General features: G+C 35.4%; 24 protein-coding genes. 13 read left to right on the top strand and 11 right to left on the bottom strand.

Annotated features, from left to right (window positions below):
* Window positions 1–128: 128 nt before the first annotated feature.
* The gene (gene metG / locus H560_RS0101695) at window positions 129–2,165 is read left to right on the top strand and encodes a methionine--tRNA ligase (protein WP_027378439.1); all 2,037 of its coding nucleotides are present in this window, start codon (window positions 129–131) and stop codon (window positions 2,163–2,165) included.
* Window positions 2,166–2,255: 90 nt separating this feature from the next.
* On the opposite strand, the gene H560_RS0101690 is transcribed toward metG, so the two are convergent.
* The 5 genes from H560_RS0101690 to H560_RS0101670 form a co-directional block, all read right to left on the bottom strand.
* Window positions 2,256–2,960, bottom strand: coding sequence for a class I SAM-dependent methyltransferase (locus H560_RS0101690; RefSeq protein WP_027378438.1), 705 nt, complete (start codon window positions 2,958–2,960; stop codon window positions 2,256–2,258).
* 311 nt (window positions 2,961–3,271) lie between these two features.
* The gene (locus tag H560_RS0101685; RefSeq protein ID WP_228372400.1) at window positions 3,272–4,930 is read right to left on the bottom strand and encodes an MFS transporter; all 1,659 of its coding nucleotides are present in this window, start codon (window positions 4,928–4,930) and stop codon (window positions 3,272–3,274) included.
* Between the two features lie 37 nt (window positions 4,931–4,967).
* On the bottom strand, window positions 4,968–6,083 hold the full coding sequence (locus H560_RS0101680) for an HlyD family secretion protein (protein WP_027378436.1): 1,116 nt from the start codon (window positions 6,081–6,083) through the stop codon (window positions 4,968–4,970).
* A 17-nt stretch (window positions 6,084–6,100) separates the two neighbouring features.
* A complete protein-coding gene (locus H560_RS0101675) occupies window positions 6,101–7,411 on the bottom strand; it encodes a TolC family protein (protein ID WP_027378435.1) in 1,311 nt (436 codons plus the stop codon).
* 89 nt (window positions 7,412–7,500) lie between these two features.
* A complete protein-coding gene (locus H560_RS0101670) occupies window positions 7,501–8,346 on the bottom strand; it encodes a helix-turn-helix domain-containing protein (protein ID WP_027378434.1) in 846 nt (281 codons plus the stop codon).
* Between the two features lie 70 nt (window positions 8,347–8,416).
* Here H560_RS0101670 and H560_RS0101665 point away from each other — a divergent pair, with 70 nt between their 5' ends.
* Window positions 8,417–8,890: an Mpo1 family 2-hydroxy fatty acid dioxygenase gene (locus H560_RS0101665; protein ID WP_027378433.1), complete on the top strand. Its 474-nt coding sequence runs from the start codon at window positions 8,417–8,419 to the stop codon at window positions 8,888–8,890.
* A gap of 64 nt (window positions 8,891–8,954) precedes the next feature.
* On the opposite strand, the gene H560_RS0101660 is transcribed toward H560_RS0101665, so the two are convergent.
* The 4 genes from H560_RS0101660 to dnaA form a co-directional block, all read right to left on the bottom strand.
* A complete protein-coding gene (locus H560_RS0101660) occupies window positions 8,955–10,022 on the bottom strand; it encodes a DUF2891 domain-containing protein (RefSeq protein ID WP_027378432.1) in 1,068 nt (355 codons plus the stop codon).
* A 90-nt stretch (window positions 10,023–10,112) separates the two neighbouring features.
* Complete coding sequence (locus tag H560_RS0101655) at window positions 10,113–10,811, bottom strand: SAM-dependent methyltransferase (protein ID WP_027378431.1); 699 nt, start codon at window positions 10,809–10,811, stop codon at window positions 10,113–10,115.
* A gap of 24 nt (window positions 10,812–10,835) precedes the next feature.
* Window positions 10,836–11,321, bottom strand: coding sequence for a low molecular weight protein-tyrosine-phosphatase (locus H560_RS0101650; protein WP_027378430.1), 486 nt, complete (start codon window positions 11,319–11,321; stop codon window positions 10,836–10,838).
* 125 nt (window positions 11,322–11,446) lie between these two features.
* Window positions 11,447–12,901: a chromosomal replication initiator protein DnaA gene (gene dnaA / locus H560_RS0101645; protein WP_027378429.1), complete on the bottom strand. Its 1,455-nt coding sequence runs from the start codon at window positions 12,899–12,901 to the stop codon at window positions 11,447–11,449.
* Between the two features lie 137 nt (window positions 12,902–13,038).
* Here dnaA and H560_RS0101640 point away from each other — a divergent pair, with 137 nt between their 5' ends.
* The 5 genes from H560_RS0101640 to H560_RS0101620 all read left to right on the top strand — a co-directional run bounded on the left by H560_RS0101640 (window position 13,039) and on the right by H560_RS0101620 (window position 18,431).
* A complete protein-coding gene (locus H560_RS0101640; RefSeq protein ID WP_027378428.1) occupies window positions 13,039–13,470 on the top strand; it encodes an acyl-CoA thioesterase in 432 nt (143 codons plus the stop codon).
* Between the two features lie 76 nt (window positions 13,471–13,546).
* A complete protein-coding gene (gene pheA / locus H560_RS0101635; protein WP_027378427.1) occupies window positions 13,547–14,395 on the top strand; it encodes a prephenate dehydratase in 849 nt (282 codons plus the stop codon).
* 430 nt (window positions 14,396–14,825) lie between these two features.
* Window positions 14,826–15,569 carry a hypothetical protein gene (locus H560_RS0101630; RefSeq protein ID WP_027378426.1) on the top strand — a complete coding sequence of 248 codons (744 nt, stop codon included), beginning with the start codon at window positions 14,826–14,828 and terminating at the stop codon, window positions 15,567–15,569.
* A gap of 111 nt (window positions 15,570–15,680) precedes the next feature.
* Window positions 15,681–17,897, top strand: a complete 2,217-nt coding sequence (locus H560_RS0101625) for a DUF2339 domain-containing protein (protein WP_027378425.1) — start codon at window positions 15,681–15,683, stop codon at window positions 17,895–17,897.
* Window positions 17,898–17,999: 102 nt separating this feature from the next.
* Window positions 18,000–18,431 (top strand): hypothetical protein, encoded by a 432-nt coding sequence (locus H560_RS0101620; protein ID WP_027378424.1) that lies wholly within the window; start codon window positions 18,000–18,002, stop codon window positions 18,429–18,431.
* An 89-nt stretch (window positions 18,432–18,520) separates the two neighbouring features.
* On the opposite strand, the gene H560_RS0101615 is transcribed toward H560_RS0101620, so the two are convergent.
* Together H560_RS0101615 and H560_RS0101610 are read right to left on the bottom strand one after the other, a co-directional pair.
* Window positions 18,521–19,798: a replication-associated recombination protein A gene (locus H560_RS0101615; RefSeq protein WP_027378423.1), complete on the bottom strand. Its 1,278-nt coding sequence runs from the start codon at window positions 19,796–19,798 to the stop codon at window positions 18,521–18,523.
* A 23-nt stretch (window positions 19,799–19,821) separates the two neighbouring features.
* A complete protein-coding gene (locus tag H560_RS0101610) occupies window positions 19,822–20,181 on the bottom strand; it encodes a helix-turn-helix domain-containing protein (RefSeq protein ID WP_027378422.1) in 360 nt (119 codons plus the stop codon).
* A 124-nt stretch (window positions 20,182–20,305) separates the two neighbouring features.
* On the opposite strand from H560_RS0101610, the gene H560_RS0101605 reads away from it, so the two are divergent.
* The 6 genes from H560_RS0101605 to H560_RS0101580 all read left to right on the top strand — a co-directional run bounded on the left by H560_RS0101605 (window position 20,306) and on the right by H560_RS0101580 (window position 24,789).
* A complete protein-coding gene (locus H560_RS0101605; RefSeq protein WP_027378421.1) occupies window positions 20,306–20,794 on the top strand; it encodes a hypothetical protein in 489 nt (162 codons plus the stop codon).
* Window positions 20,755–21,900 (top strand): hypothetical protein, encoded by a 1,146-nt coding sequence (locus H560_RS0101600; RefSeq protein WP_027378420.1) that lies wholly within the window; start codon window positions 20,755–20,757, stop codon window positions 21,898–21,900. The genes H560_RS0101605 and H560_RS0101600 overlap by 40 nt, the downstream gene beginning before the upstream one ends.
* Window positions 21,901–21,913: 13 nt before the next feature.
* Window positions 21,914–22,489, top strand: a complete 576-nt coding sequence (locus H560_RS0101595; RefSeq protein ID WP_027378419.1) for a DUF6705 family protein — start codon at window positions 21,914–21,916, stop codon at window positions 22,487–22,489.
* A gap of 35 nt (window positions 22,490–22,524) precedes the next feature.
* Entirely contained in the window at window positions 22,525–23,112 is a 588-nt protein-coding gene (locus tag H560_RS0101590) for a DUF6705 family protein (RefSeq protein WP_051289078.1), read from the top strand.
* A gap of 35 nt (window positions 23,113–23,147) precedes the next feature.
* The gene (locus tag H560_RS0101585) at window positions 23,148–24,083 is read left to right on the top strand and encodes a hypothetical protein (RefSeq protein ID WP_027378417.1); all 936 of its coding nucleotides are present in this window, start codon (window positions 23,148–23,150) and stop codon (window positions 24,081–24,083) included.
* A 160-nt stretch (window positions 24,084–24,243) separates the two neighbouring features.
* Window positions 24,244–24,789 (top strand): hypothetical protein, encoded by a 546-nt coding sequence (locus H560_RS0101580; RefSeq protein ID WP_027378416.1) that lies wholly within the window; start codon window positions 24,244–24,246, stop codon window positions 24,787–24,789.
* Window positions 24,790–24,855: the final 66 nt, after the last annotated feature.

The following is a 24,855-nucleotide window of genomic DNA, read 5'->3' as shown; positions in this document are numbered from 1 at the left end:
AGTCAAACATCCGTTTAACTAAATGTAATATTTCATCCGCTTTTAAATTCCCGGAACCTTTTAAAAACAGCAATTACGGTAACTTTCAAGGATTATCCGTATCTTTGCATATTAAAACTAAACTATAAATGTCAAACAGAAAGATGATTACGGCTGCATTGCCATACGCAAACGGACCGGTTCATATAGGGCATTTGGCAGGTGTATATATTCCTGCGGATGTTTACGCAAGATTTCAGAGAAGATTAGGAAAAGATGTAGTGTTTATCTGTGGTTCGGATGAGCACGGAATTCCTATTACCATCAGAGCAAAAAAAGAAGGGGTAACCCCTCAGGATATTGTTGACAAATACCACGAAATCATTAAAAAATCTTTCGCGGATTTGGGGATTTCATTCGATGAATATTCCAGGACAACTTCCAAAAACCACTATGAAACCAGCCAGGACTTTTTTAAAGTTTTGTATGAAAAAGGGAAATTTACCGAAGAAATGTCTGCTCAATATTTTGATGAGCAGGCCGGAGAATTTCTTGCAGACAGATATATCGTGGGAACCTGCCCCAACTGTGGAAACGAAAATGCTTACGGAGATCAGTGCGAAAGATGTGGTACTACCCTGTCGCCGTCTGAATTGATTAACCCAAAATCAATGTTAAGCGGAAACGTTCCTATCCTTAAAGAAACAAAAAACTGGTATCTGCCATTAAATGAATATGAAAATTTCCTGAACGAATGGATCATTGAAGGCCATAAAGACGACTGGAAACCAAACGTGTACGGACAGGTTAAATCTTGGTTAAATGACGGTCTGAAGCCACGTGCAATGACCAGAGATCTCAACTGGGGAGTTCCGGTTCCGCTTCCTAATGCAGAAGGAAAAGTACTATACGTATGGTTTGATGCCCCTATTGGCTATATTTCCTTTACTAAAGAATGGGCAGAAAAGAACGGAAAAAACTGGAAAGATTACTGGCAAAGCGAAGACAGTGATCTTATTCACTTTATCGGAAAGGATAATATTGTGTTCCACTGTATTATTTTCCCTGCGATGATGAAGGCTCACGGGGATTACATCATGCCGAAAAATGTTCCTGCATTTGAATTCCTGAACCTTGAAAATGATAAAATTTCAACGTCAAGAAACTGGGCAGTTTGGGCGCACGAATATGTGGAGGATTTCCCTGGCCAACAGGATGTTTTAAGATATGCTCTTCTTTCATCAGCTCCGGAAACAAAGGATAATAATTTTACATGGAAAGATTTCCAGACTAAGAATAATTCTGAGTTGGTAGGTATTTTTGGAAACTTCATCAATAGAGTTGCTGTTCTGATTCATAAATATTATGACGGAATTGTTCCTCAGGGTGACGTAAACAGCCCTGAATTAAATGAAATCAACAAAGCAGCAAAGGAGATTGCAGGATTTTTAGAAAACTATGAATTTAGAAATTCCTTAACAGCTTTGATGAATCTTGCCCGCTTCGGGAATCAGTATCTTCAGACAGAAGAACCTTGGAAAACAATTAAAGACAATCCTGAAAAAGCCGCCCAGTCTTTATTTGTAGGTGCTCAGATTGCTGTTGCCCTTGCACAGCTTTGTGAACCGTTTATGCCTTTCAGTTCTGAGAAATTATTGAATATGTTCAATGTTCAGAAACAAAGCTGGAATGATATTGAAACAAAATCTGTATTAATAGAAACCGGTCATAAAATCAATGAATCATCCCTTCTTTTTTCAAAAATTGAAGACGATGTCATTGAAGCTCAGATCCTGAAACTGGAAAACACAAAACAAAACAATAAAAAAACAAATCCTAACGCAAACCCTATGAAAGAAGAAATCACTTTTGATGATTTTACGAAAATCGACTTAAGAACAGCAACTATTACAGAGGCTGAAAAAGTAGAAAAAGCCGATAAATTACTGAAACTGACTGTGGACACAGGTGTGGATGTAAGAACCGTTGTTTCAGGGATTGCAGAAAGCTTTACTCCGGAGGAAGTCATTGGAAAGCAGGTAATGATTTTATTAAATCTTGCCCCAAGAAAAATCAGAGGTATTGAGTCTCAGGGAATGTTGTTGCTGACGACAAAACCGGACGGAAAATTATCGTTCGTAACACCGGATGACAGTAATGTTGAAAACGGTATTGAGATTGGATAATTTTTTTAAATGTTTAAATATAAACCACATGTGATTCATGTGGTTTTTTGTATCATTGCGAGGAGTGTAACGACGAAGCAATAACAAATATTATTTCTTAGTAAGTTTCGCTAAATAAGCATCTTCATCCTGTAAAATCTTCTCAATTTTAAATCCATTATTCTCGGCAGCATTTTTTAAGGTTGTAAAATCAAGATACAGCCATTTTATAGGATCTTCAGATTCACCTTTGTAGTGAACAATATAATCCAGTTCGCCGTAATAACCTTCTGCGGGAATGTAAACTCCACCGTCTTCATCTTTATCGAACATATACAAAATATCTGTGCTGTCGATTAAGATTTGTCCGTTTTTATTTAGCAGTGAATATAATTTTTTCAGGTAAATATCAATCACATTCAGGCTTTGAAAAATTCCGGTTCCGTTCATTAATAACAAAACCGTATCAAAAGTTTCTTCTGAAAAATGAAGCATATTTTGAGCAACAGCATTCTTAATTCCGCGCAATCTGCATACCTCAATGGACTTTGGCGAGATATCCAGCGCCGTTACATCAAGATTTCTTTCGTTCTGAAGATATAAAGAATGGGATCCCGCACCAGCACCGATGTCCAAGACTTTTCCATGAGCTAATTCCAGTGCTTTTTGTTCAATTTCATTCATTTCTTCAAAACTACGGAAGAGATAGTCTACCGGAAGCTCATCCAGCTCGGAAATTGAAGTTTCAGTCTGCAGGTCTTCAGGATTTTCGTTGTGGTAAAAATCCCAGATGGCTTTGCCCATTAAGTCTTTCATAGTTGATTTTAAAATACAAAGATAATGGTTTTAAAAGCTTAAACAAAGATTGCATCGTTCCCGGTAATGACAAACCGGTGATAAAAAACACCGCCTTTTCGTGGTGGCTGAGGCTCTCGAAGCCACCGTTCCCTACACCCTAGCCCCGATTGCAATGAAAATCCTTTTTTGAAAAAAAAGATTGCAATGAAAAGCGGGAAACAGCTCCTAAAATTCAGCGTAATGTAATTCAATTTCTAAAAATAAATGCAAAGCCCTGCTTTTTAAAATAAAACAGGGCTTTGACTAAGTAAATGAAAAACAAGGTTTCGTTACATTGCGTAGCCGGCCGCATCTTTTATTTCTTCTTCAATTCTTCTTTCTTTAATTCTTCTTCCTGCAATGATAGATTTTCCGCTCAACACTCTTATAAACCTCAGATAATGGAACCTTTTTACTCCGAAATGGTGGGTTAAAACATATACAAGTACCATAAAGCCAACAATTACAACATATCCGAATATCCTTTTATTTGCCGCAAGAATGGCATTTAGCTGAATCATCTTCATATTTCCCGCAACGTTCTGTGGTGAGATGGTCATCCCATCCATGTACACCGCAAGATTTCCCAGACTTTCTATCTGAAACTGATACTGGAACCATGAGAATAAGGCCGAAAAGATACCAACCGTTAAGAAAGTTCTCCAGACCAAAACCAATCCTATCGCAGCAAGCATATCATTTAATTCTAATTTATCAAGCGTATAAAACCACACAGCAATAAACAATGCTGCCATTCCGTACCCTTTCAGAAACATGGGCAGATACCAGTTTTCATAATTGAATTCCGGAACCATAGAGAAATACATAATCAAAGCATAACCCAACATGGCAGAAAACCCAGAAAATATGAACATTTTTAAAGGCTTTTTCTTTTTGAACCAGTAAACAGCTGCAATTCCGGCTGTAATAAGCCCGGGAATCATGAACAGGTTTAATTTTGCATTGGTTAGCTGATCATATCCAAGAACTCCCACCGAAAAAATATTCTGTATTGAGGCCGTACCCAAAAACATTCCCATCCAAAACAGCATGAATAATCCATTCAGAACATTATTTTTCGTAAATATGGAAAAAGATAAATAAGGTCTTTTCAAGGTAAACTGACGTACCACCAACAAACCAAAACTTATAAAAGAAGCAATAGCCGCATGAATGATACGTTTCGAATTCAGCCAGTCCTGCTGCTTTCCAAATGATAAAACATAAGCCAAAAACATGAATGCCGATATAAACAAGATGATGCTCATCCAATCGATATAATGCAGAGGAACTTTAAGGGCAAAATATTTATCATGCATCAAAACCCAGCACAGAAGCGCCATCACAAAACACATTATTGTTACAATCACAAAAAACTGCTGCCAGTTATACAAAATGGAAACTTCTACTGCGTAATAGCTTGAAATTTGGTTCAAACTTAAAACCGCGGTATAAAATACACCATAAAAAACTCCCCGATCACCCATCATCATCATTAATGGCAGAAAGAGCTCAATGGCCACCATCATTTTAAGAAAACCGATCATGAGCGATACTCCTACAATTACAACCGGATTCAGCGTTGTAGCATTGACTAACCCCAGTAAACCCAACAGCACGAGTAAAAACACGAATTTATTTCGCACTTTAAACCTCATTTTCATCCTGAGAACAATAGGCATAGAAGCTCCCATCCCGATGGTGGTGGCATAATTCGCAAACATAAAATATTCCGAAAGCTCACCCGTTCCGCCCACCATAAAGCTGATATTCCCGGTATAAACCCCACCCATAGGCAGAACCACAATAACCAGCAGGGCAATCATTAAAAGCTGAACGGGCTTTGGAACCCAGTCGTTAAATAATCCTTTATTGTACATATTTTTTTCAAATTTGATGTTGAGGGCCTGAGGTTTGAAGATGGAAGAGTGAATTTTTTTAAACAACATAACTTCCCTCTTCCTGCATCCGGCTTCCGGCCAAAAACTATTTGCTAATCTGAATATTCATATTCATCCCAGCGCTCAGCTTATCAATATTTTCTTTTTTATTGGAGCCCGTAAACTCGATTCTTACAGGAATTCTTTGCTGAACTTTAATAAAATTTCCCGTAGAATTATCTGTTGGAACATTGGAATATTTTGAGCCGGTTGCCGCGGAAATTGCAGTTACCACCCCTTCAAATTTCTGTCCGCCCAACGCATCGGCTGTCATGGCCATTTTCTCCCCTATTTTGATGTTTGGCATCTGGCTTTCCAGGAAATTAGCCGTAACCCATTTTTGCCCGTTCAAAACGATCGTTGCAACCTGCTGTCCGGGTTGAATCAATTGCCCCTCCGAGATTGTTCTTCTTCCCATCACTCCATCATAAGGTGCTGTAATAACAGTATAAGAAAGATTGATTTTTGCCATTTCCAGGGCTGCTTTTGTTCTTTTGATTTCGGCATCATTTATTCCTAACTTGCTTTTTACTTCCGTTGTAGAAAGATTTGCAGACTGCTTTTGATTGGCCAGTGCTTCATAGGCTGCTTTTTGCGCATCATATTCCGTTTTTACCTGGTCATACTGCTGTCGGGTAACCGCTTCAGATGCTAAAAGGTTTTTGTATCTGCTTAAATTCTGTTCGGCGTTCCAAAGTCTTGCCTTTGCTCCGGCAATATTGGCTTCCATCACACTTACGTTATTAGAAACTGTATTTACAGAGGAACTTGTAGCGTTTTTTTGAGCCAAAGCATTCTGATAGGCCGCTTCAGCCTGACCGAGCTGTGTTAAAATTTCACGATCATCCAAAATTACCATCGTATCGCCTTTTTTTACTTTTTGATGCTCAATGAATTTTATTTCTTTAATATAAGCTGAAACTCTTGTATTAATAGGGTTAATAAATTCCTCCACCTGAGCGGCTTCAGTATATGTTTTATCTCCTACATGAAAGTACTCGCTTACCAGCCAGTACAGACCAAATCCTATAGCCAGAAATACAACGATATTGGAAATAATTGCTCTGATTTTATTTTTTCTGTTTTGCTTTTTCTTTTCGACAACACTTGACTGGCCGGCTGCCGCTGATGTATTTTTAGTATTTTGTTCCTTATTTTCCATTGTTTTAGTTTTAAAAATTATAGAGTTCCTGTAGATTTTAGAAGATTATAATATTGATACAGGACATTGATTTCCGCATTGGCATAATCCAGCTCAGATTGCAGCTTCTGGTTTTGCGCGTCAATCATTTCTGCTTGTACTGCTAACTGGTTCAGATATTTAGCTTCGGTGATCTTATAGTTTTCTTCTGCCAGTTTTTTAGCATCATTCAGAATTTCTGCCTGCTGGATAGATTCCTGATATTTCACATAAGCTGCATTTACCGCCATATCAATATTCTGTTGGGTAAGAATCATTGCATCGCCTGCCTGAATTTTTTGTAATTCTCCAAGCTTTACTCTTTCTTTGGTTTTATACAGATTATCAATATTATAGCTTAGCGAAATCCCCGTTTGCCAGCCACCTGCATACATATCCACTACAGGATTTCTGTTGGTTATCGGCCTTTGCAGGGTATATCCTCCAAACCCCGCCAGCGTAGGCATTTTGTCGGTTTTTATAATTTCTATATTTTTATCTGCTGCATCAATATTTGTTTTTGCTGATTTCAGTAGCGGATTGCTTTCATGAGCAAGATTCAGATAATAATCCATCCCGATCCCGGATTCTTTATTGTCTAAACTCTCCACCGGAATAATCTCAGTATCAGAAGATAAACCTAAAGCAATATTCAAATTATAATTGAGAATTTTGCGGTTGTTTATCAAAGTTAAAATTCCCTGATCAAGGTTTTTAATTGCGAGCTCGCCACGAATTACCTCATTACGGGTAACCATCCCCTGTTCATAAAATTTTTGAATGTTTTTAAGGCGCTCCTGAGCAAGTTTTTTGTTGTTTTTAAAAACTTCCTGCTGATTTAGAACTTTATAAATATCAAGATAATTGGAGATTACTAAAAATTTCACATCCTGCTTATTCTTTTCAAGATCCAGTTTGGAAAGCTGTTCCCGAAGCCCGGCCAGCTCAATGGATTTATTAACCAATCCTCCATTAAAAATCAGCTGGGTAGCCTGAATTCCATAAGAGCTTCCATAGTGAGGCATGGAAATATGAGTGGAATTTGAAAAATCTTTGTCGACAGCTACTGCATCTCCCAAATAAAATTGACTCATAGAAGCCGTGATTGAAGGCAATTTCTGAAGCTTTACAGTATTTGTTTTCTGTTTTGCAATATCAATATTTTGTGCCGAAACTTTTAACTGCTGGTGATTTTGTACCGCAAGCTCGGCAGCCTCATTCGCTGTCATCTGTTTTATTTCCTGTGAAAAAAACAGCGCAGGAAAGATTGCTACCACAAGTGATAGTGCTGTTTTTATGTTCTTTACCATTGTACCTTGTTTTACAGATGCAAAGTTATGGCGCCCATAAGTTCAAACAAATGTTTAAGAATTGGAAAAAGATGTTCAAATGTAAGATTTCAGCTTATAAACTGATTCCGGTATTGTGAAGGACTTACTTCCAAATGCTTTTTAAAAAAATGAGAAAATGAATACTGATCACTGAAACCCAGCATCGTAGAAATCTCTGAAACCGGCTTACTGGTGGAGTTTAAAAGTACTTTAGCTTCATTCATTACCACTAATGCAATGATTTGGCTGGCCGACTTTCCTGTAATGCTTTTCACTACAGATGAAAGATGTCTGGTTGTAATTGACTGGCGTTCGGCATAGAATTCTACCGTTCTTTCAGTGTTGTGGTTGGCCGCGAGATCATTCAGGAAAACGAAAACAATTTCTTCCTGCCTGGACATCTGGCCCATTGAGTTCGTATCTTCTTTGGAAATAATCCCTGCCATCTGGTAACAAAAAACAGAAAAAAGATGCTCCACCACCTCTTTTTTATATAAAATTTCGGTTTCTGTGTCTAAAATATACTTAAGAAAATTAACACTCTTCCAAACCACTTCCATTTCCTCAGGATTAAAAGGAACACCCCGATTCATCTGCTGTCTGAAATATCTGTAGCCTATTAATCTATTGAACCTCAAAGACAAAGCTGAAATGAATTCCCTTTTGTAGGAGACCATTCTGGACTGAAAATCATCACTCACGGAAATCATTTCATAAACCGTCTGCGGATCAGTCACCATGAACATATTAGCAGAAAGTTCAAGATCATTAAAATGCTGACGCAGCTTTATAGAACCGGTTTTAATAAATATAAATGCCGGATTCTCAGGACGAAAAGGCTTATCCACAGCAATTCTCTCGAAAATATTATGCTGGGTAAAAATCTCAACACCGAATTTTTCTAGGACAGACATAGCACAAATGTAAGCAATCTCTCCAGCGATTACAAAAATTTATTATTTTAGTATTAACCAAATTTTAGATATGAGAAAAATTGATTTACTTCTTGCAGAATACGGTGAAAGCCACAGAAACTCAACAAATAAATTGATTCACTGGATATGTGTGCCTCTGATTTTCTGGACCATTCTGGGGTTCATTTCCCATATTCCAACCCCGAATATTTACCTTAAATATTTCGGATTTCTGAGCATTGCCAGCTTTATAGCTTTAGCTTTGGTTACCTTATTTTATTTCCGGTTGTCTTGGAGAATAGCCATAATAATGATTTTCATAATGCTTTTAATGGAACATTTCGTTTCACTGGCAAATGTAACCTTCGGGAAAAAATCATGGATTCTTTACCTTGCTATATTTGTAATAACATGGATTTTACAATTTGTAGGACATAAGATTGAAGGTAAAAAACCGTCTTTCTTAAAAGATCTTCAATTCCTTTTAATTGGCCCGATCTGGCTGTTAAGTTTTATTCTTAAAAAACTGGGAATCAGGTATTAGTATTTGTTGAAGATGGAAGATGGAGGATGGAAGTTTTACCCTTCATACGGCTCTCTCAGCCAATTTAATCTTCCAACGCATATACCGCGAAACTTGCGAGCCAGTGATCCCCTCCATAATTCCCCTGAAACAATAGCGGAAGCCCGTTATTCAGGAATACAGTTGCTGTTTTACGGAAATCTTTTTTCAACGGATGACCATCAGGAAGAGACTTTGCAATTCCTTTCATACACCATGCCTTTGTAAAAGATAAACCCACCAGGTGAACCGTTTGATAATCACTAAGATCACTTACCACGGGAATCTTTTCAATATTCTCCAAACTTCGTTTTTCATAGAATTTATTTAACCATTGTACAAATTCTTTCTGTGGAAGGACCCTCCTCATTAAATCTGCAATTTCCAGGCTCGGGGAAAAGAAGTCCGAACCATCCGGCTCAAGATAAGCAGGTGTTTTTTCATCTTTTAAATAAAAATATTTTGCTTTCTCCGTCAGCTGAATTTCAAATTCTTTGTCTTTATTTGCCCTTGCCCAATCGATCGCAAAAGCCATTGCAAAAGCCGTATTAGGGTGAACTCCGGTTCTGTTCGGATAGGTTTGTTTGGGCAGATAGGTCTTCCACGATGTCAGGATTTTATCCGTTAAAGGCTTCAGATTCTGATGCCATATTTTTGCTTTTGGATGATTCCATGTTGTTAATTCTTCATCAAGCTTCAACAGCCAGGCCCAGCCATAGGTTCTTTCGAATGTTCCTGTGAGTTGATATTTTGTGAAATAATCTGCTTCAATTTGAAGATTTTCTTTTTTAAATGAATTATCAAGAATATTTTCAATGTCTTTTGCAATAGAAAGATTCGGTTTAGTTTTTAATAATCGTACCAGCATCCAATGTCCATGAACAGAGCTATGCCAGTCGAAACAGCCATAAAAGCTGGGATGCAGATCTTTTGGAGTTAATGGAACTTCATTAGAATTATTGATGATGTGAGCTGTCTTGTTCGGATATTCCTGATTGATGCAGTGAAGCGGTTTTTCAGATAATTTAACAGCCATTTCGTCCGTAAGTTTCGGAACTTCCTGTGCATACATCAAAAACGGAGAAAATACAATTGCTAATAGACTCTTTTTCATCCACTAAAAATATAAAATAATTTTAATTTTTGACAGTTTGAATACCTAAAAACACTAACAAATAATAAAGCTATAAAATCAACATTATGATTATTTCCCCAAAACAAAAACCGCCGGAATTTTATGCAGTTCAGGCTTTTGTTTCTGCCAGTCTTTCATCGTTTTTGTTTTGATAAATTCATGTTCCGGATCATTGATGCTGGCAGCGATACAGAGTTTTGTAGATGGCGACAAAAATTTACATAAATCTTCAAAAAGCTGATTATTCCTATACGGAGTTTCCATAAAAATCTGTGAATAACCGGTTTTCTGAACCAAACTTTCCAGATTCAGGATATGCCTTTTCTTTTCTCCTTTATCAATCGGGAGATAGCCGTTAAAAGTAAATTCCTGACCGTTGAAACCGCTGGAAATAAGAGCTAAAATAATAGACGAAGGCCCTGAAACTGGCACTACCCGAATATTTTTTTCGTGACACCATTTTACGATAAGATTACCGGGATCAGCAATACAGGGAAGCCCCGCTTCGGAAAGCAATCCGAAATCCTGCCCTTTATTCATTAGCTCCTGAGCCTCTTTAATATCAGCATTTTCCGTGTATTTATCTAAAAGAAATAGTTTCAGATCCGATTGCTTTTTTTCCGGAGCAAAAAACTTTACAACCTTTCGGGCAGTTTTTTCATTTTCCACGAAAAAATAGTCTGTTTTCATGATATAATCTTTTATCACCGGCGAAAAGTGCGTGATAGAAGTATTTTCAGAAAGATAAGCTGGAAGTAAAAAAAGCATTTTGAATGATTTAAAAATTATGAGTTATAAAGTTTCGGGCGATGATAAATTCATCTTTCTCTCATCTATTAATTGTTGTGCAATGGTATTGCAGCCTTCGTCAAGAATCTGAAAAACATCTTCAAAGCCATTCATATCTCCCCAATATGGATCAGGAACTTCAGCATTTTCGTGGTTCCCTGCTACTTCTAGGAATAGCTTTACTTTCTGGCGTTGCTGTTCATTTTTTGCTATTGAAACTACATCTTCATAAATATCAATGTCCATACAGTAAATTTTGTCGAAAGACTCAAGATCTGAACTTTTAATGGGTCTTGACACCTGCTTAGAAATATCAATTCCGTGACTTGCGGCTGTTTTAATGGCTCTTTTATCGGGATTTTTACCTTCGTGCTGAGATATCGTCCCTACCGAATCTACAAAAAAATCAGCAGGGAGCTTTGTTTTCATGATGCCTTCCGCCAGAGGGCTTCTGCATATATTCCCCAGACAAACCATTAATATTTTCATTACTTTTAATTTAAAATTTTAACTAAATAAAGAAATTCCAAATAAAATTTCAACCAACAAAACTAAATAAAAAATGAAGAATAAAATTTATTCTCCATTTTTTTGTATTTAAATTAAATTATTTCTTATTGTTTGATTCTTTCTGTTAATTCCTTAACATACTTTTTCACTTCCTTATCGATCTTGGAAACATCTTTAATTGTTTCGCAGGCATACATTACTGTTGAATGGTCTTTACCACCCATTTCCTCACCAATTTTCGTGAAGGTGGAATTGGTAAATTCTTTAGCAAAATACATGGCCAGCTGTCTTGGAAGAGCTATTTCTCTTTTTCTTGTTTTCGATAAAAGCTGTTCTCTTTTGATACCAAAATAATCACACACAACTTCCTGAATATAAGGAATATTGATAATTTTTTTCTGGTTTGCCGCTATTTTGTTGATTGTTTCTTTCAACAATTCAAGACTTAAATCTGACTTATAAATTGTAGAATAGGCAATTACAGAATTAATAACACCGATAAGCTCTCTTACATTTGTTTTTGCTTCAGACGCCAGGAAATCCAGCATGTCTTCCGTCAAAACAATACCGTCTCTGCTTAGTTTATCAACGATAATTTTCTTACGGGTTTCCAGATCCGGAGATTTGATCTCTGCAGAAAGTCCCCATTTGAAGCGGGATACGATCCTGTCCTGAATGTCCATAATATCTGCCGGAGCTTTATCTGATGTAAGGATAATCTGTTTTCCGTTTTGGTGCAGATAATCAAAAATATGGAAGAAGCTGTCCTGCGTTGCAGATTTCCCCGAAAGGAATTGAATATCATCAATAATCAGCACATCTACCATTTGATAGAAGTTCGCAAATTCTGTCTGTTTATGAGCTTTTGCCGCTGAAATAAATTGCTGGATAAACTTTTCAGAAGACAAATAAAGAACTACTTTATCGGGAAACTGGCTTTTAACTTCAAGACCAACCGCCTGTCCCAGGTGGGTTTTTCCCACTCCATATCCTCCATATAAAAATAATGGGTTGAATGCCGTAGCCCCCGGTCTTTTTGCAATCGATCTTGCCACTGTTGCAGCAAATTTATTGCTTTCTCCTTCTACATAATTATCAAATGAAAAATCTGATTTCAGATTAGAATCTATATTTACTTTTTTGATTCCCGGAACCACAAAAGGATTTACAATATTAGATGAAAAACCTTGCGGCATCGTTTCCTGCACTTTGGGAGTAGGAACCGTTTTCCCTTTCATGTTCATGGTAACCGGTTTTTCTAAGCCGGACGGCTTGTTTTCCATTACGGAGTACCATAATTTCACACCTTTTCCTATATTTTTCTTCAGGGCAGCAGAAAGTAAGGACAGGTAATTATCCTCGATGTATTCCTTGTAAAAATCGCTCGGAACCATCAGCGTAAGGTTATTATCAACCAAAGAAATTGGCTGTACCTTATCAAACAGTAAGTCGAAAGATTTCTCAAGTTTTTTCAGATCAGAATTGTCCTCAGCAGCGTTCAGATTATCGCGCATGAACTGAAGGCACTTCTGCCATGTCAACATTAAATTTTCATCCATAATTTATGCCCCGATTAATTCTTAGTTAGTATCTTTTTTAGAAGGAAGACAAAGGTCTAAATTTTTTATTTTTAAAAAAAATTTTGCACCTATTGATTATTTAAAAATATATTTGTATGTATAAAGTGAGATAAATCATGATACATACAACACACTCATTACGAGTACGTTACGGAGAAACCGATCCTATGAAATATGTTTACTACGGTAATTATGCAGAATATTTTGAAATTGGAAGAGTAGAACTTTTTCGAAGCATCGGAATGTCTTATAATGAGATTGAGAATCAAGGAATTTGGCTTCCTGTTTCGGAGTATAAAATTAAGTATTTAAAACCGGCTTTCTATGACGAAAAATTAGAAATTCACACCTATGTAAAGAAAATTCCGGGAGTAAGGATAGAATTTGAATATGAAATTTTCAATGAAGAAAATACCAAGATCACTGAAGCATCCACCACGCTATTCTTTCTTGATGCCCAAACAAAAAAGGTTGTAAAGTGCCCGGAAAATCTCCTAAAGCTCATTGAAGAAAACTGGAATAAAGAGATATTAAACCATAAACCTTAATCCAAAACATTAAACTTTCAATCCAAAACCTTAAACTTTTTCACTACTTTTAAAATTCAACAAATACAGAAACATAATGAAGATTGCATTTTTGGGACCTCATGCAAGTTTTACACAGCTTGCCGCTACACAGCTTTTCCCGGATGATGAACTATTGCCTCAGGCTAATATTCTGGACTGCTTTAACGCTGTAGAAAACGGAGAAGTGGAAAAAGCCGTTGTCCCGCTGGAAAATTCTATTGAGGGAACCGTTTCTATGACACTGGATTATTTATATAAAACCCCGGAAATAAAAATAGAAGCAGAAGCAGTAATGCCTATTGCCCATCACCTGATGGTGCACCCTGACTGCAATCCTGATCATATTGAGAAAATTTACTCTCATCCTCAGGCTTTAGCACAGAGCTTTCATTTTCTTGATAGCCATTTCAAAGATGTTCAAAAACAGGATTTTTCTTCTACCGCCGCCGCTGCAAAATACGTTTCTGAACACCAAGACCGGAATCTGGCTGCTGTAGCCAATCAATTTGCGGCTCGTTTGTATGGCTTAAAAATCATCCACAGAAATATTCAGGATTTTGAACAGAACCATACCCGTTTTATTATAATATCAAAGCAAGGAAAAGCTTACAGTCATGATACATTAGATTTACTGGGCGAAAAATCCGGGTTAATAATTACTCTTCCGGAGGATCATCCGGGAGGCTTGCATCAGGTTTTGTCCGTCTTTGCATGGCGAAAGATGAACCTCAGCAAAATAGAATCCAGAACATTGAAAACCGGCCTTGGCAAGTACTTCTTCTTCATTAATGTAGTTGGAAAATGGGAACCTGTTTTACATCAAAATGCCCTTGAAGAATTAAAGGCCATTGATGCAAAGGTTGATTTTCTTGGAAATTATAATGAGTATCTACTACAAAGCTAAAACATTGCTTTTTAGTTTCTTAAACTTAAAAATTTTAATATTTTTATGTAATTTTATAATAAAAAAACAATAATTCTAATTATTATTTGATCATAAATTATTCTGCATTTTGATACAGTATTTTTATTTTAATCTTTAAACAAGGGTATTTAAGCTTTATAGCTATAAATTTTTTATTATTCTTTACATAGTAATTTTTTTCACATAAAATTTTTAACCAAAATCTACTTAATCATTTTTCACTTAAGGTTGTATAATGCCTTTATGAGAATTTTATTAATTCATTATCACTTTTTATGATAAAAAAATACAAATGTTTTAATTTAATGTTAAAAAATATTTAAAGTTAATATTTTTATTTGCACAATATTTGATATAACTTTACAAGAAACTAACTGAGAATACCATTAACTAATTAAATTTTTTAAACATGAAAACTAAGATTTGTAGCGTGCTTTTAGCTTTGTTAGCTCTCCCCTTTTTTGCACAAACCGGTTCGGTTGGGATTAACACACCTAACCCGCAAGCCACTCTTGACGTAAACGGAACAGTAAAAATTCGCCAGACACCTGTTGCTCCGGCACTTCCGGGATATCAGATTCTGGCTGTAAATTTAAATACAGGCGGTGATTTCCAGATTGCCCAGGTAAATCCGCAGCTTATTGCTGATCTTGCCATTAATACCATCAACAGTGGTGTTAGTACATCTGTGTATTCAGCCAGAAAAGCCAGCGGTGTGAGCTTAATTAACCTTGGTCTATTACCGGGAGGATACAGACCCATTAATTTTTTAGCTGCAGAAAGAACAGTAGGTACAGCATCACTATTCTCTGATACGGATAACAGCTATACGGTACCATCCAACGGAGTATATGCCATAGGATTCAATTTCAGATATGGAACGGGATTACAGGCGGCTTTATTAACGGGCTCACCCGGATTGGGAATCCTGAGAACGAGAGCCGGAGTGGCAACCCTTATCGATACCCGTAATTTTAGCGGCGCAAATCTTGGATTATTGAGCTTAACTATTTCTGAATCAAGTATAAATTCCCTTTACAACCTTCAGGCTGGTGATAAAATTTCATTCGGTCTTACAGGCGCTTCAGTTCTTGAATTGGGTGTTCTGGGTTCCAGTACAGGGTCTTTTTATATTTATAAAATATCGAATTAATACTATCAATTTAATCATACTACTAGTTAATCCATCGTATTTTCTACGATGGATTAATTGTTGTATGGGATAAGGAACATTTAACTATATTTGAATTACTAAAAACATACAATGATTTATCTTCTTATAATAGTAATCGTTCTTGTTATTGTTCTTTTTAACAACCTGAACAATAGAATCAGAAACCTGGAGCAGGAAATTTCTGATCTGAAGAGCACTTCTTTAAAAGAAACCAAAGTAATAAAGGATGAAACCATTCCTCAACCAGCATTTACTGTAAAGGAAGAAACTAAAATCATTGAACCTGAAGCTATAAAAGTGCATCAGGAAATATCTTCTGAGCCCGCAAAAGATTACTTTACTCCTGTTTTTGAATTTTTAAAGCAAAATGCACTTACTATTATCGGGATTTTTACACTTGTCTTAGGAATAGGTTATTTTGTAAAATATGCAATAGACAGAGACTGGATCGGCGAAACGGCAAGAGTGGGAATTGGCCTGCTTACCGGTGCTGTAATCATGCTGACAGGACATTTCTTAAGGAAAAACTACACTGTTTTTTCATCTATCATCACCGGCGGCGGAATTGCTGTCTTATACTTCACAATAACGATCGCCTTTCGGGAATATCATCTTTTTTCTCAGAATATTGCATTTTCATTAACATGCCTTATTACCCTTTTGTCCATTGCACTTTCTTATTATTATAAAAGTGAAATCCTTATTGTTTTTTCACTCATCGGAGGGTTTCTGGCCCCGCTGATGATCAGTACCGGACAAAGCAACTACCCTTTCTTATTCACTTATTTAACCGTTTTAAACATAGGAATGCTTACGGTAGTTTTCCTGAAAAAGTGGAAAAGTGTGGGCTGGGTTGCCTTTATCTTCACAAGTGCTTATCTTTTTTTCTGGATAATGGAAAAACCAGATATCAAAAGTGTTTATTTTTTTATTATTACCTATATTGTGTTTTATGCATTCGCGTTGCAGGGCTATTTCAGGAAGGAAAATCTTGCCGCTCCGGATATTTTGATGCTCGTTTTAATCAATTTCGGATGTGTTACCGGTTTGGTCTTTATTTTTAACGAACTGCAGTACGAGCCTGTAATAGTGTTTCCTGTAAGCTTTGCTTTGGTTAATTTATTTTTATTGTACAAAGAATTTTCAGCGAAAAATATTGGAGTGAACTATTCTGTTTTTGCCGGAATTTCTGTCAGCTTACTGACTGTTGCCGTTGCTTTACAGTTCAAAACTCATTTAATTACAAGTGTCTGGGCCATTGAAGCAACCTTATTGCTGTTTATCTGGAAAAAAACGAAGCTCAATATTTTCAGGATTTGTTTTTATGTGCTATTTCCGCTGGTTATTATTGCGCAGATGATCACCTGGTCAGAATATTTTAACAAAAAAGATTTTGCAGTAGTTTTTAATCCTGTTTTCCTTACAGGGCTTGTAACGGTAATTACTACTTTTATCAATTTGATATTGCTCAGAAAACTTCCTGATACGGATAGAAAGAACGCCAGCTTTTTCGAAAATATTTTTGCAGTGGTAAGTTATGGAGTGATTTATCTTGCCATTTTACTGGAAATCCTTTATCATATTTCGGAACGGCCGTGGATTGTGATTTTCAGCGTTGCAATGCTTTTTAGTTTGTATTATTTATTCTTCATTTTACTGTTGAGGAAAAAACTAGATCTGAATAAAATTCTTGAAACAGGGCTTATTTACTTATTTTTATTCATTATTACCATTAATACTGTGGTTTCCGGATCCGGAATTATTTCAAACTACTTATTGAAAAAGATCGATCTAAATTTTTACGGACTGCATATTTTATACTGGATTCCGTTTATTTACATCATACTTAACATTTTACCGTCATCTGATTTCTTTAAAATTAAATTTTCTTACTGGCTGGTGTCAGCTGCGCTGATTACGGCGGTCAGCAGTGAATTATATCATATCTATCTTTTACTGAATGTAGATACTATCAGAGAAATTGCTAAACTTGGAAAGCATTTCAGAATCCTTTATCTACCTATCATTTGGGCAATTCTTGCCAGTATTTTCATCTATAAAGGCTTAAAAAGCGATAATGCCGAATATAATAAAATCGGGTTTGTATTAATTGCAGTTATGATCCTTAAACTATATACTTATGATGTTTGGGAAATGGATAATGTATCAAGGATAATTGCTTTTATCATACTGGGAATCATATTATTATTAAGTTCATTCCTATTCCAAAGGTTAAAAAACATCATCCGGAATCTGGTTGAGAAAAAAGAAGAAAACCCTGAAGCTGAGAATACAAAATCACAATAAATCATTATATTTATAAAGCATTCATTAAATTATTGGAAATTTTTATTCAAATTTTCTGAAAAATAACTATATTTATCAAGTTTTTAATTATTCCTAAACATTATGAAAAAATTACTCTACTCTTTTTTACTCTTGTCTTCGGCTACATTATTTGCTCAGAAGAACCCTGCAACCAAATTTGCAGTTGCCAATGATATTGTCGGAACGGTAGATATGTTTACTATGCATAAAGATGCAGTCAAAGGCTCACAGGTTTATAAAACAGCTGCAAGCCTTCCGCAGAATCTCAAAAAATACAGCTCTATCGCAGAAAACGGATTGGTAGAATATAAATTTAAAACCGGGCAGGATAATATCGACAGACTTCCACTTTCTGACCTGAACATTCAGTACATGATTCCGGAAGAAACTCCTGTTTATATTGACGGATATGAGTTTACCAACACAAAAACGCTGGTATTTGGTGACATCCTTACAAAGATGGAAGCGAAAGACAAAGACGGTAAAAAAACTTTGTTTATTACAACGAAATAAATAATTTCTTAGATCATATTTAAATGGAAGGATACTCGTTAGAGTATCCTTTTTCAGTACACTTGTTTAAACTTTATATTTAAACAATTTTAGTATTTATTATTCCATTTTTTCTTCAGTTCTTCGTAGATTTTCTTTTCTGTAGCATTATTTCCGGGCTCGTATAATTTTACATTTTTTATTTCCTCCGGCAGAAAATCCTGTTCCACAAAATTCCCCTGGTAAGAATGAGCATACTTGTATTCTTTTCCATAATCAAGATCTTTCATAAGCTTTGTGGGAGCATTTCTCAAATGCAGAGGAACCGGCAGATTTCCGGTTTGCTTCACCAAAGCAAGCGCTTCATTTATCGCCATGTAAGCAGAATTACTTTTTGGGGAAACCGCAAGATATACGGCCGTTTCACTGAGGATAATCCTTGCTTCCGGATTTCCGATCACGTTAACCGCCTGAAAACAGTTATTAGCAATCACCAGCGCATTCGGATTTGCAAGACCTATATCTTCCGCAGCCAAGATAAGCATTCTTCTCGCAATGAATTTGATATCTTCTCCCCCTGCAATCATCCGGGCAAGCCAATAGACAGCACCGTTCGGGTCACCTCCTCTCATGGATTTTATAAACGCAGAAATAATATCGTAATGCTGTTCGCCGTTTTTGTCGTAAAGCGCCATTGTTTCCTGCAAAACGTCAAGCACATCTTCATTTTTGATTTCCTTTTTAGAAGAATTTTTATATTGATTCAAAACCAGCTCCACAGAATTGATTAGCTTCCGGGCATCACCGCCTGAATATTGGATAAATGCTTCTTTTTCTGCAATTTTAAAATCGGTTTTCTCATCGAGATTATATCTTGCGGAAGAAATATCAATCAACTCCTCCAGTTTTTCATAGCTCAAAGCTTTCAGAATATAAACCTGACTTCTGGAAAGCAGCGCGGAAACCACTTCAAAGCTGGGATTTTCCGTAGTCGCACCAATCAGGACAATCCACCCTTTTTCCACCGCGTGAAGCAATGAATCCTGCTGGGATTTATTAAAACGGTGAATTTCATCAATAAATAAAATCGGAGACTTTCCCGAAAAAAGATTTTGTTTTTTAGCATCTTCAATAACGTCACGGACATCCTTCACACCCGAAGATACAGCGGAAAGCTTATAGAATTTCCTTCCTGATTTTTCAGAAATAATCTCCGCGAGGGTAGTTTTTCCGGTTCCGGGAGGTCCCCAGAAAATCAATGAGTTAAGAGCATTATTCTCCATCATCTTCCTGATTGTTCCTTTTTCACCCGTAAGATGCTCCTGCCCCAGAACGTCGTCCAGCGTTTTAGGCCTTAATTTTTCAGCTAATGGAATATTTTGGTTCAAGATGTTCTGTTTTGAAAAATTTATTAATTTCTTTTGTCAAGCATTTCTTTTAACAGGGCAATTTGTTCGTCTTTTGCCTGTATTAGTTTTTCGTAAACTTCTTTATTATCTTGATATAAATTTTGAATATGTTGGCTTCCTACTCCATGTTGATTATCATAAATATTATAAATTGTTTGATTTTTTAAATCCAAAAGATCAGTGATTTCAGTTTCTAACAATTTGGAAATAGCAAACAGCCTTTCAACAGTGAGCTTTGTAGAATTATTTTCTATTTTCGCATACGAAGCCTGGTTGATATTCAACTGATTCGCCATATATTCCTGACTAAATCCTTTTAATTCTCTATGCTTTCTAATGTTTTTACTGATAACGTCATTCATAATAAGAATAATTTATTCGTAAAAATAATAAATTATTCTTAAAACATTATTCTCAAATAAAATAAATTTCAAATCTTTGTGAAATTATTTTATATATTTACACCTTTAAAAAACAACAAAACAAATGAAGAAAAAATTATTTTCTTGGCTGTCGTTTATGACAGTTCTTGGTCTTATGCTGCAATCCTGCAGGAACGACTATCTTAATGAACAGCATGAAGCTTATAACAACAGCAGTGCTTTCAAACTTACTTCAAAAACTATTTCTTTACAGGAAAGTAAGCACTATGATAAGCTTTCCACGGAACTGCAAAAAGCAGAACAAACTTTTAAGACATTTAAAACCAATATTTTCGGGAAAGTAGTGAACTATGGTAACGGAGTTTCAATAGATACAGATAATGTAATCTATATTGAAAACGGTCCCGGGTTTCACACCTACACTTTTAGAATCAACAGGGAAAATGCTCCTGCCGATGCTCCTGTAGAAAATTTATTGCTGACACCGCTTCCTGACGGAACATACAGGGAGTTTCTGGTAACTTATAATTTTACTCAGCAGGAAAAGCAGATTTGCTTTCTGGTGGAGATGTCGACAGGAATGGAAAAGTAATAATAACAGAGCTTGAAAAAGGAACCTACGGAAACACACTTGGGAAACAGAACTGCGGCTATCAGGATGTAGATGTTTATTTCGCCTGCTACACGGGAGATCATCATTCCGGTAACGAAAGCACTTGGGGAGGCTGCAACTGGCAGAGCGCGGAAGGAGGTTATCCTCCGTTGCATTATACCATAGTTGCATGGGTTTGTACGGGAGATCCCGATCCAATAGATGATTCTACAGCTCCGGGAGGAGGAGGAAGCACGGGAGGAGGCGGAATAATTCCAAATCCTGACCCGCAGCCGGAAGACCCACCCTGTGTTGTGGTGCCTTCTACCTCATTACAGACTACATTAACAGATGAAAATGGATGTGCTATAGGAACCCCAACTTTACCGAATCTGGGAGGGAATCCGAAATATACTCCCTGCGAGAAAACAAAAAATCTTCTGAAAAAACCCGGAATAAAAACCAAAACAGATACCCTGTATGCGCAATCTAAAAAAACGGGTAAAAAAAGTGGTGAAAAAGCATTTATGGTAAAACCGGACGGAACAGACGGGCCCATTATCATTGGTGAAGAACATAAAGCATATCTTGGGGACCTTACCGGTTATCAGGGATATTTTCATAACCATACACCTGGTGGTGTAAAGATGCTTTCACCGCCTGATATTTATAAGCTCTTTCAGTTAATCATGGTTCAGCCTCCGGGTACACCAATAGATTCCTCTTTTGGAGCTATGGTAGCAGCGCAGGAAAAATGTTGGACTTGTCCGGATAATTATTTGTATTTTACTTATATGATAAGGTTTAATGGTACACTTGATGAAGCAAAGGCTATTAACGATAAAAATTATACAGAGGATCAAATTATGGGTTTAGTAAAAGATGTGCAAAAATATGAGCAGAGCATTAGAGATCTAGCAGAAAATGCCTCGCAAGAAGGTAATTTCATGAGTTATAAGGCATTAGAAAAAGTTTTTTTCTATGCGCTTGACAAAATGAATATTCCAAAAGATAAAGTAATTTTGCAAAGAATTGATAAAGATGGAAACGTAACAAGCATAACAACAGGAGCTGATGGTAAACCTACAGAAACACCATGTCCATAAAAAAATTTAAATTATGAAAAAAATTATATCGTTATTTGCAATAACACTAAGTCTGATAACTTGTAAAGCACAACAAACTTATCCTTTAAATACTTTTTTCGAAGATGTTCCTAATCTTTCTTACATGAAAGATCTTAATAATGATCTTCCGCCTTATGTAGGAATTTATAAAGCTACTTATGAAGGAAATGAAGTCACATTATACATTTCTAAAGAAGATCATTTGCTTATTAATACCTCTGGCGTAAGAAAATATTATCAGGATGTTCTTCATGTCAAATACAGCATAAAAAAAATATCAACAGGAACAATTTTAGAAGATAGTCAAAATACAATAAATCCTAAAGAAAAAGAAATTATAAGTATAGGAACAAATGTAAAAGATGATAACAGCATTGCTTTATTATATAGTGGTACTACTTGCGGGATTGGCTGGGGAAGAATAACATTAAAAAAAATAAGTAGTACAAAGATAAGCTGGTCTTATTATCCTAATGGTTCGCTTTTTAGTGGAAACGAGTGTCCTAACGGGCAAAATATTAAAGTTTATCTTCCTGATACTGAAAATCTTATTTTTACAAAGCAATAATGTAAGCCTCTCCGGAGGCTTTCTTATACACAATTATGAGAAAAATAATATCATTATTTGCTTTAGCAATAAGTTTAATAAATTGTAAAGCTCAGCAACAAATTTATCCATTGAATACATATTATGAAGATGCTCCAAATTATGCTTATATGAAGGATTTGAATAATTATTTACCTCCATATGTAGGAATTTATAAAGCTACATTTGAAGACAATGAAATTACCTTATTTATTACAAAAGAAGATAAGGTGCTTAAAGATTATGGTTCTGGTGATAGAAAGTTTTATAGAGATATTCTTCGTATTAAATATACTATAAAGAAAATATCAACGGGTACAATACTTCAGGACACCCAAACATCAAACTCTAGTGATCCAACTCTTAATAGAATTATAAGTATGGGAACTAATGAAAATGATAATCACAGTGTTTCATTATATTATGATGGTACTACCTGCGGTATCGGTTGGGGAAGAATAACATTAAAAAAAATAAGCAGCACACAGATAAGCTGGTCTTATTTTCCTAATGATTCGCTTTTTAGTGGAAATGAGTGTCCCAATAGCAATAGTATAAAAGTTTATCTTCCTGATACGGAAAATCTAATTTTTACTAAGCAATAATGTAAGCCTCTCCTGAGGCTTTCTTATACACAATTATGAAAAGAATAATTCTAAAAACAGGTTTGATTTTATTGACACTATTAGTTTCATTATTTAAATCACAGAAAGTAAAAATTGAAGGATATATCAAGCAACCAGAAAGTGAAAAAATTCGTGCCTCAATTATTATAAATGATACGATTAATAAACTTGCGAAATTAGATTCACTAAATTTTACCAGAAGAAATAAAATCTATCAGGAAAAAGAGCTTGTAGGCGGTAATGATGAAACCGGATACTTTAAAATAATAGCAAAACCAACTGATACATTATTTTTCAATTTTGGAAGATTTTATCATCATGAAAAATTTGCTGTGTCAGATTTAATGAAACAAAATAAAATTGTTATAGAACCGAGATCCATACCTTGCATTCCTCAAAAAAAGTGCGATCAGAAAACGCCTTCAAGTATATATGCCTACGTCGTTAAGAAAATAGACGTTTCAGTGGTAGACACATCTTTATATTGCAATGATGAATCATTGAGTTTAAAATATAAAGCAGTCTATAAAATAGAAAAAGAATTTTCTGATCATCATCATGATTCAACAATAGTTTTTACAGCTTATGATCACGCAAGTATGTATGAATACAATTTCAAAAACTATGAAAATATATTGGTTTATTTAGAAGAATATTGTGGTGAACTAATTTTAAGTGATTTTTTCCCGGTATATAAAACTGAAAATGGCAGATGGGCAACACCTATTGACACTTATATGGAGAGCCATTATGTTTCTGAACCTCCAAAATCAATTAATTTTGAAAAATCATTTTGTTATGATTTACCAGCTGATGCATCTGCCCGGTATTTGGGATATAAATTCCCTAAGGAATACTATAAAATAGAAAATGGAAAAGCTATTCCAATAATGGGAAGATACGTAGAAGATTCAATAAAACTATGGAAAGAATTTTCAGAAAAAAAATAAACAATACACTAATAAGCTAGTCTTATTATCTTAATGGTTCGCTTTAGTGGAAACGAGTGCCCTAACGGGCAAAATGTGAAAGTTTATCTTCCTGATACGGAAAATCACATTTTTACAAAGCAACAATGTAAGCCTATCCGGAGGCTTTTTATACACAATTATGAAAAAAATATTTTTACAACTTTTATTAATAACAAGTTTACTATACATTTTTAATTGCAAAGCACAAACTGCAGAGAAAATAGCCGAAGCACAATTTGTTATTAAAAAGCATTGGAAAGTTTTTACTTATTTGCCACCAACCAGAGAACAAAAAATTATTATTGATTCCTTAGAACGAAAAAATAGAGAATTCTTAGAGAAATGTAGAAAAGAAAGTATAGGTTGTATAGATGATAGCCCATTTCAAGAAGAATATTTTAGAGATAAAAAAGGTAGGGGCGGTTTTTTACAAGTTATAGAAGCTATGCTGAAAATTCCACCAAATGCAAAATTAGGAGAGAATATAATCCTCATTACAGTAGGTAGAAATAACAGTATAGACAGAATAAAATTTTTGAAATATACTGATATATATACTAGAAAAAGTATTGAAAGTCTTTTTAAACTCCCTGATCTTAACCAATGGAAATATGCTACAAACTATCGTCTTCCTATAGAAACTCAATTTAAAATAAAAATTTCTGTAAAAAAGAAAGAATATTAATAATCAATTTATTTTGATCTTAATAAACAATATCAAACTATTTAATACTAAAAATAAAACTCGTTT

The sequence above is a fragment of the Chryseobacterium daeguense DSM 19388 genome (genome assembly GCF_000430825.1).
GTDB lineage: Bacteria > Bacteroidota > Bacteroidia > Flavobacteriales > Weeksellaceae > Chryseobacterium > Chryseobacterium daeguense.
Note: the sequence above shows the minus strand (reverse complement) of the source record. Positions and strands in the feature narration are given on the sequence as shown.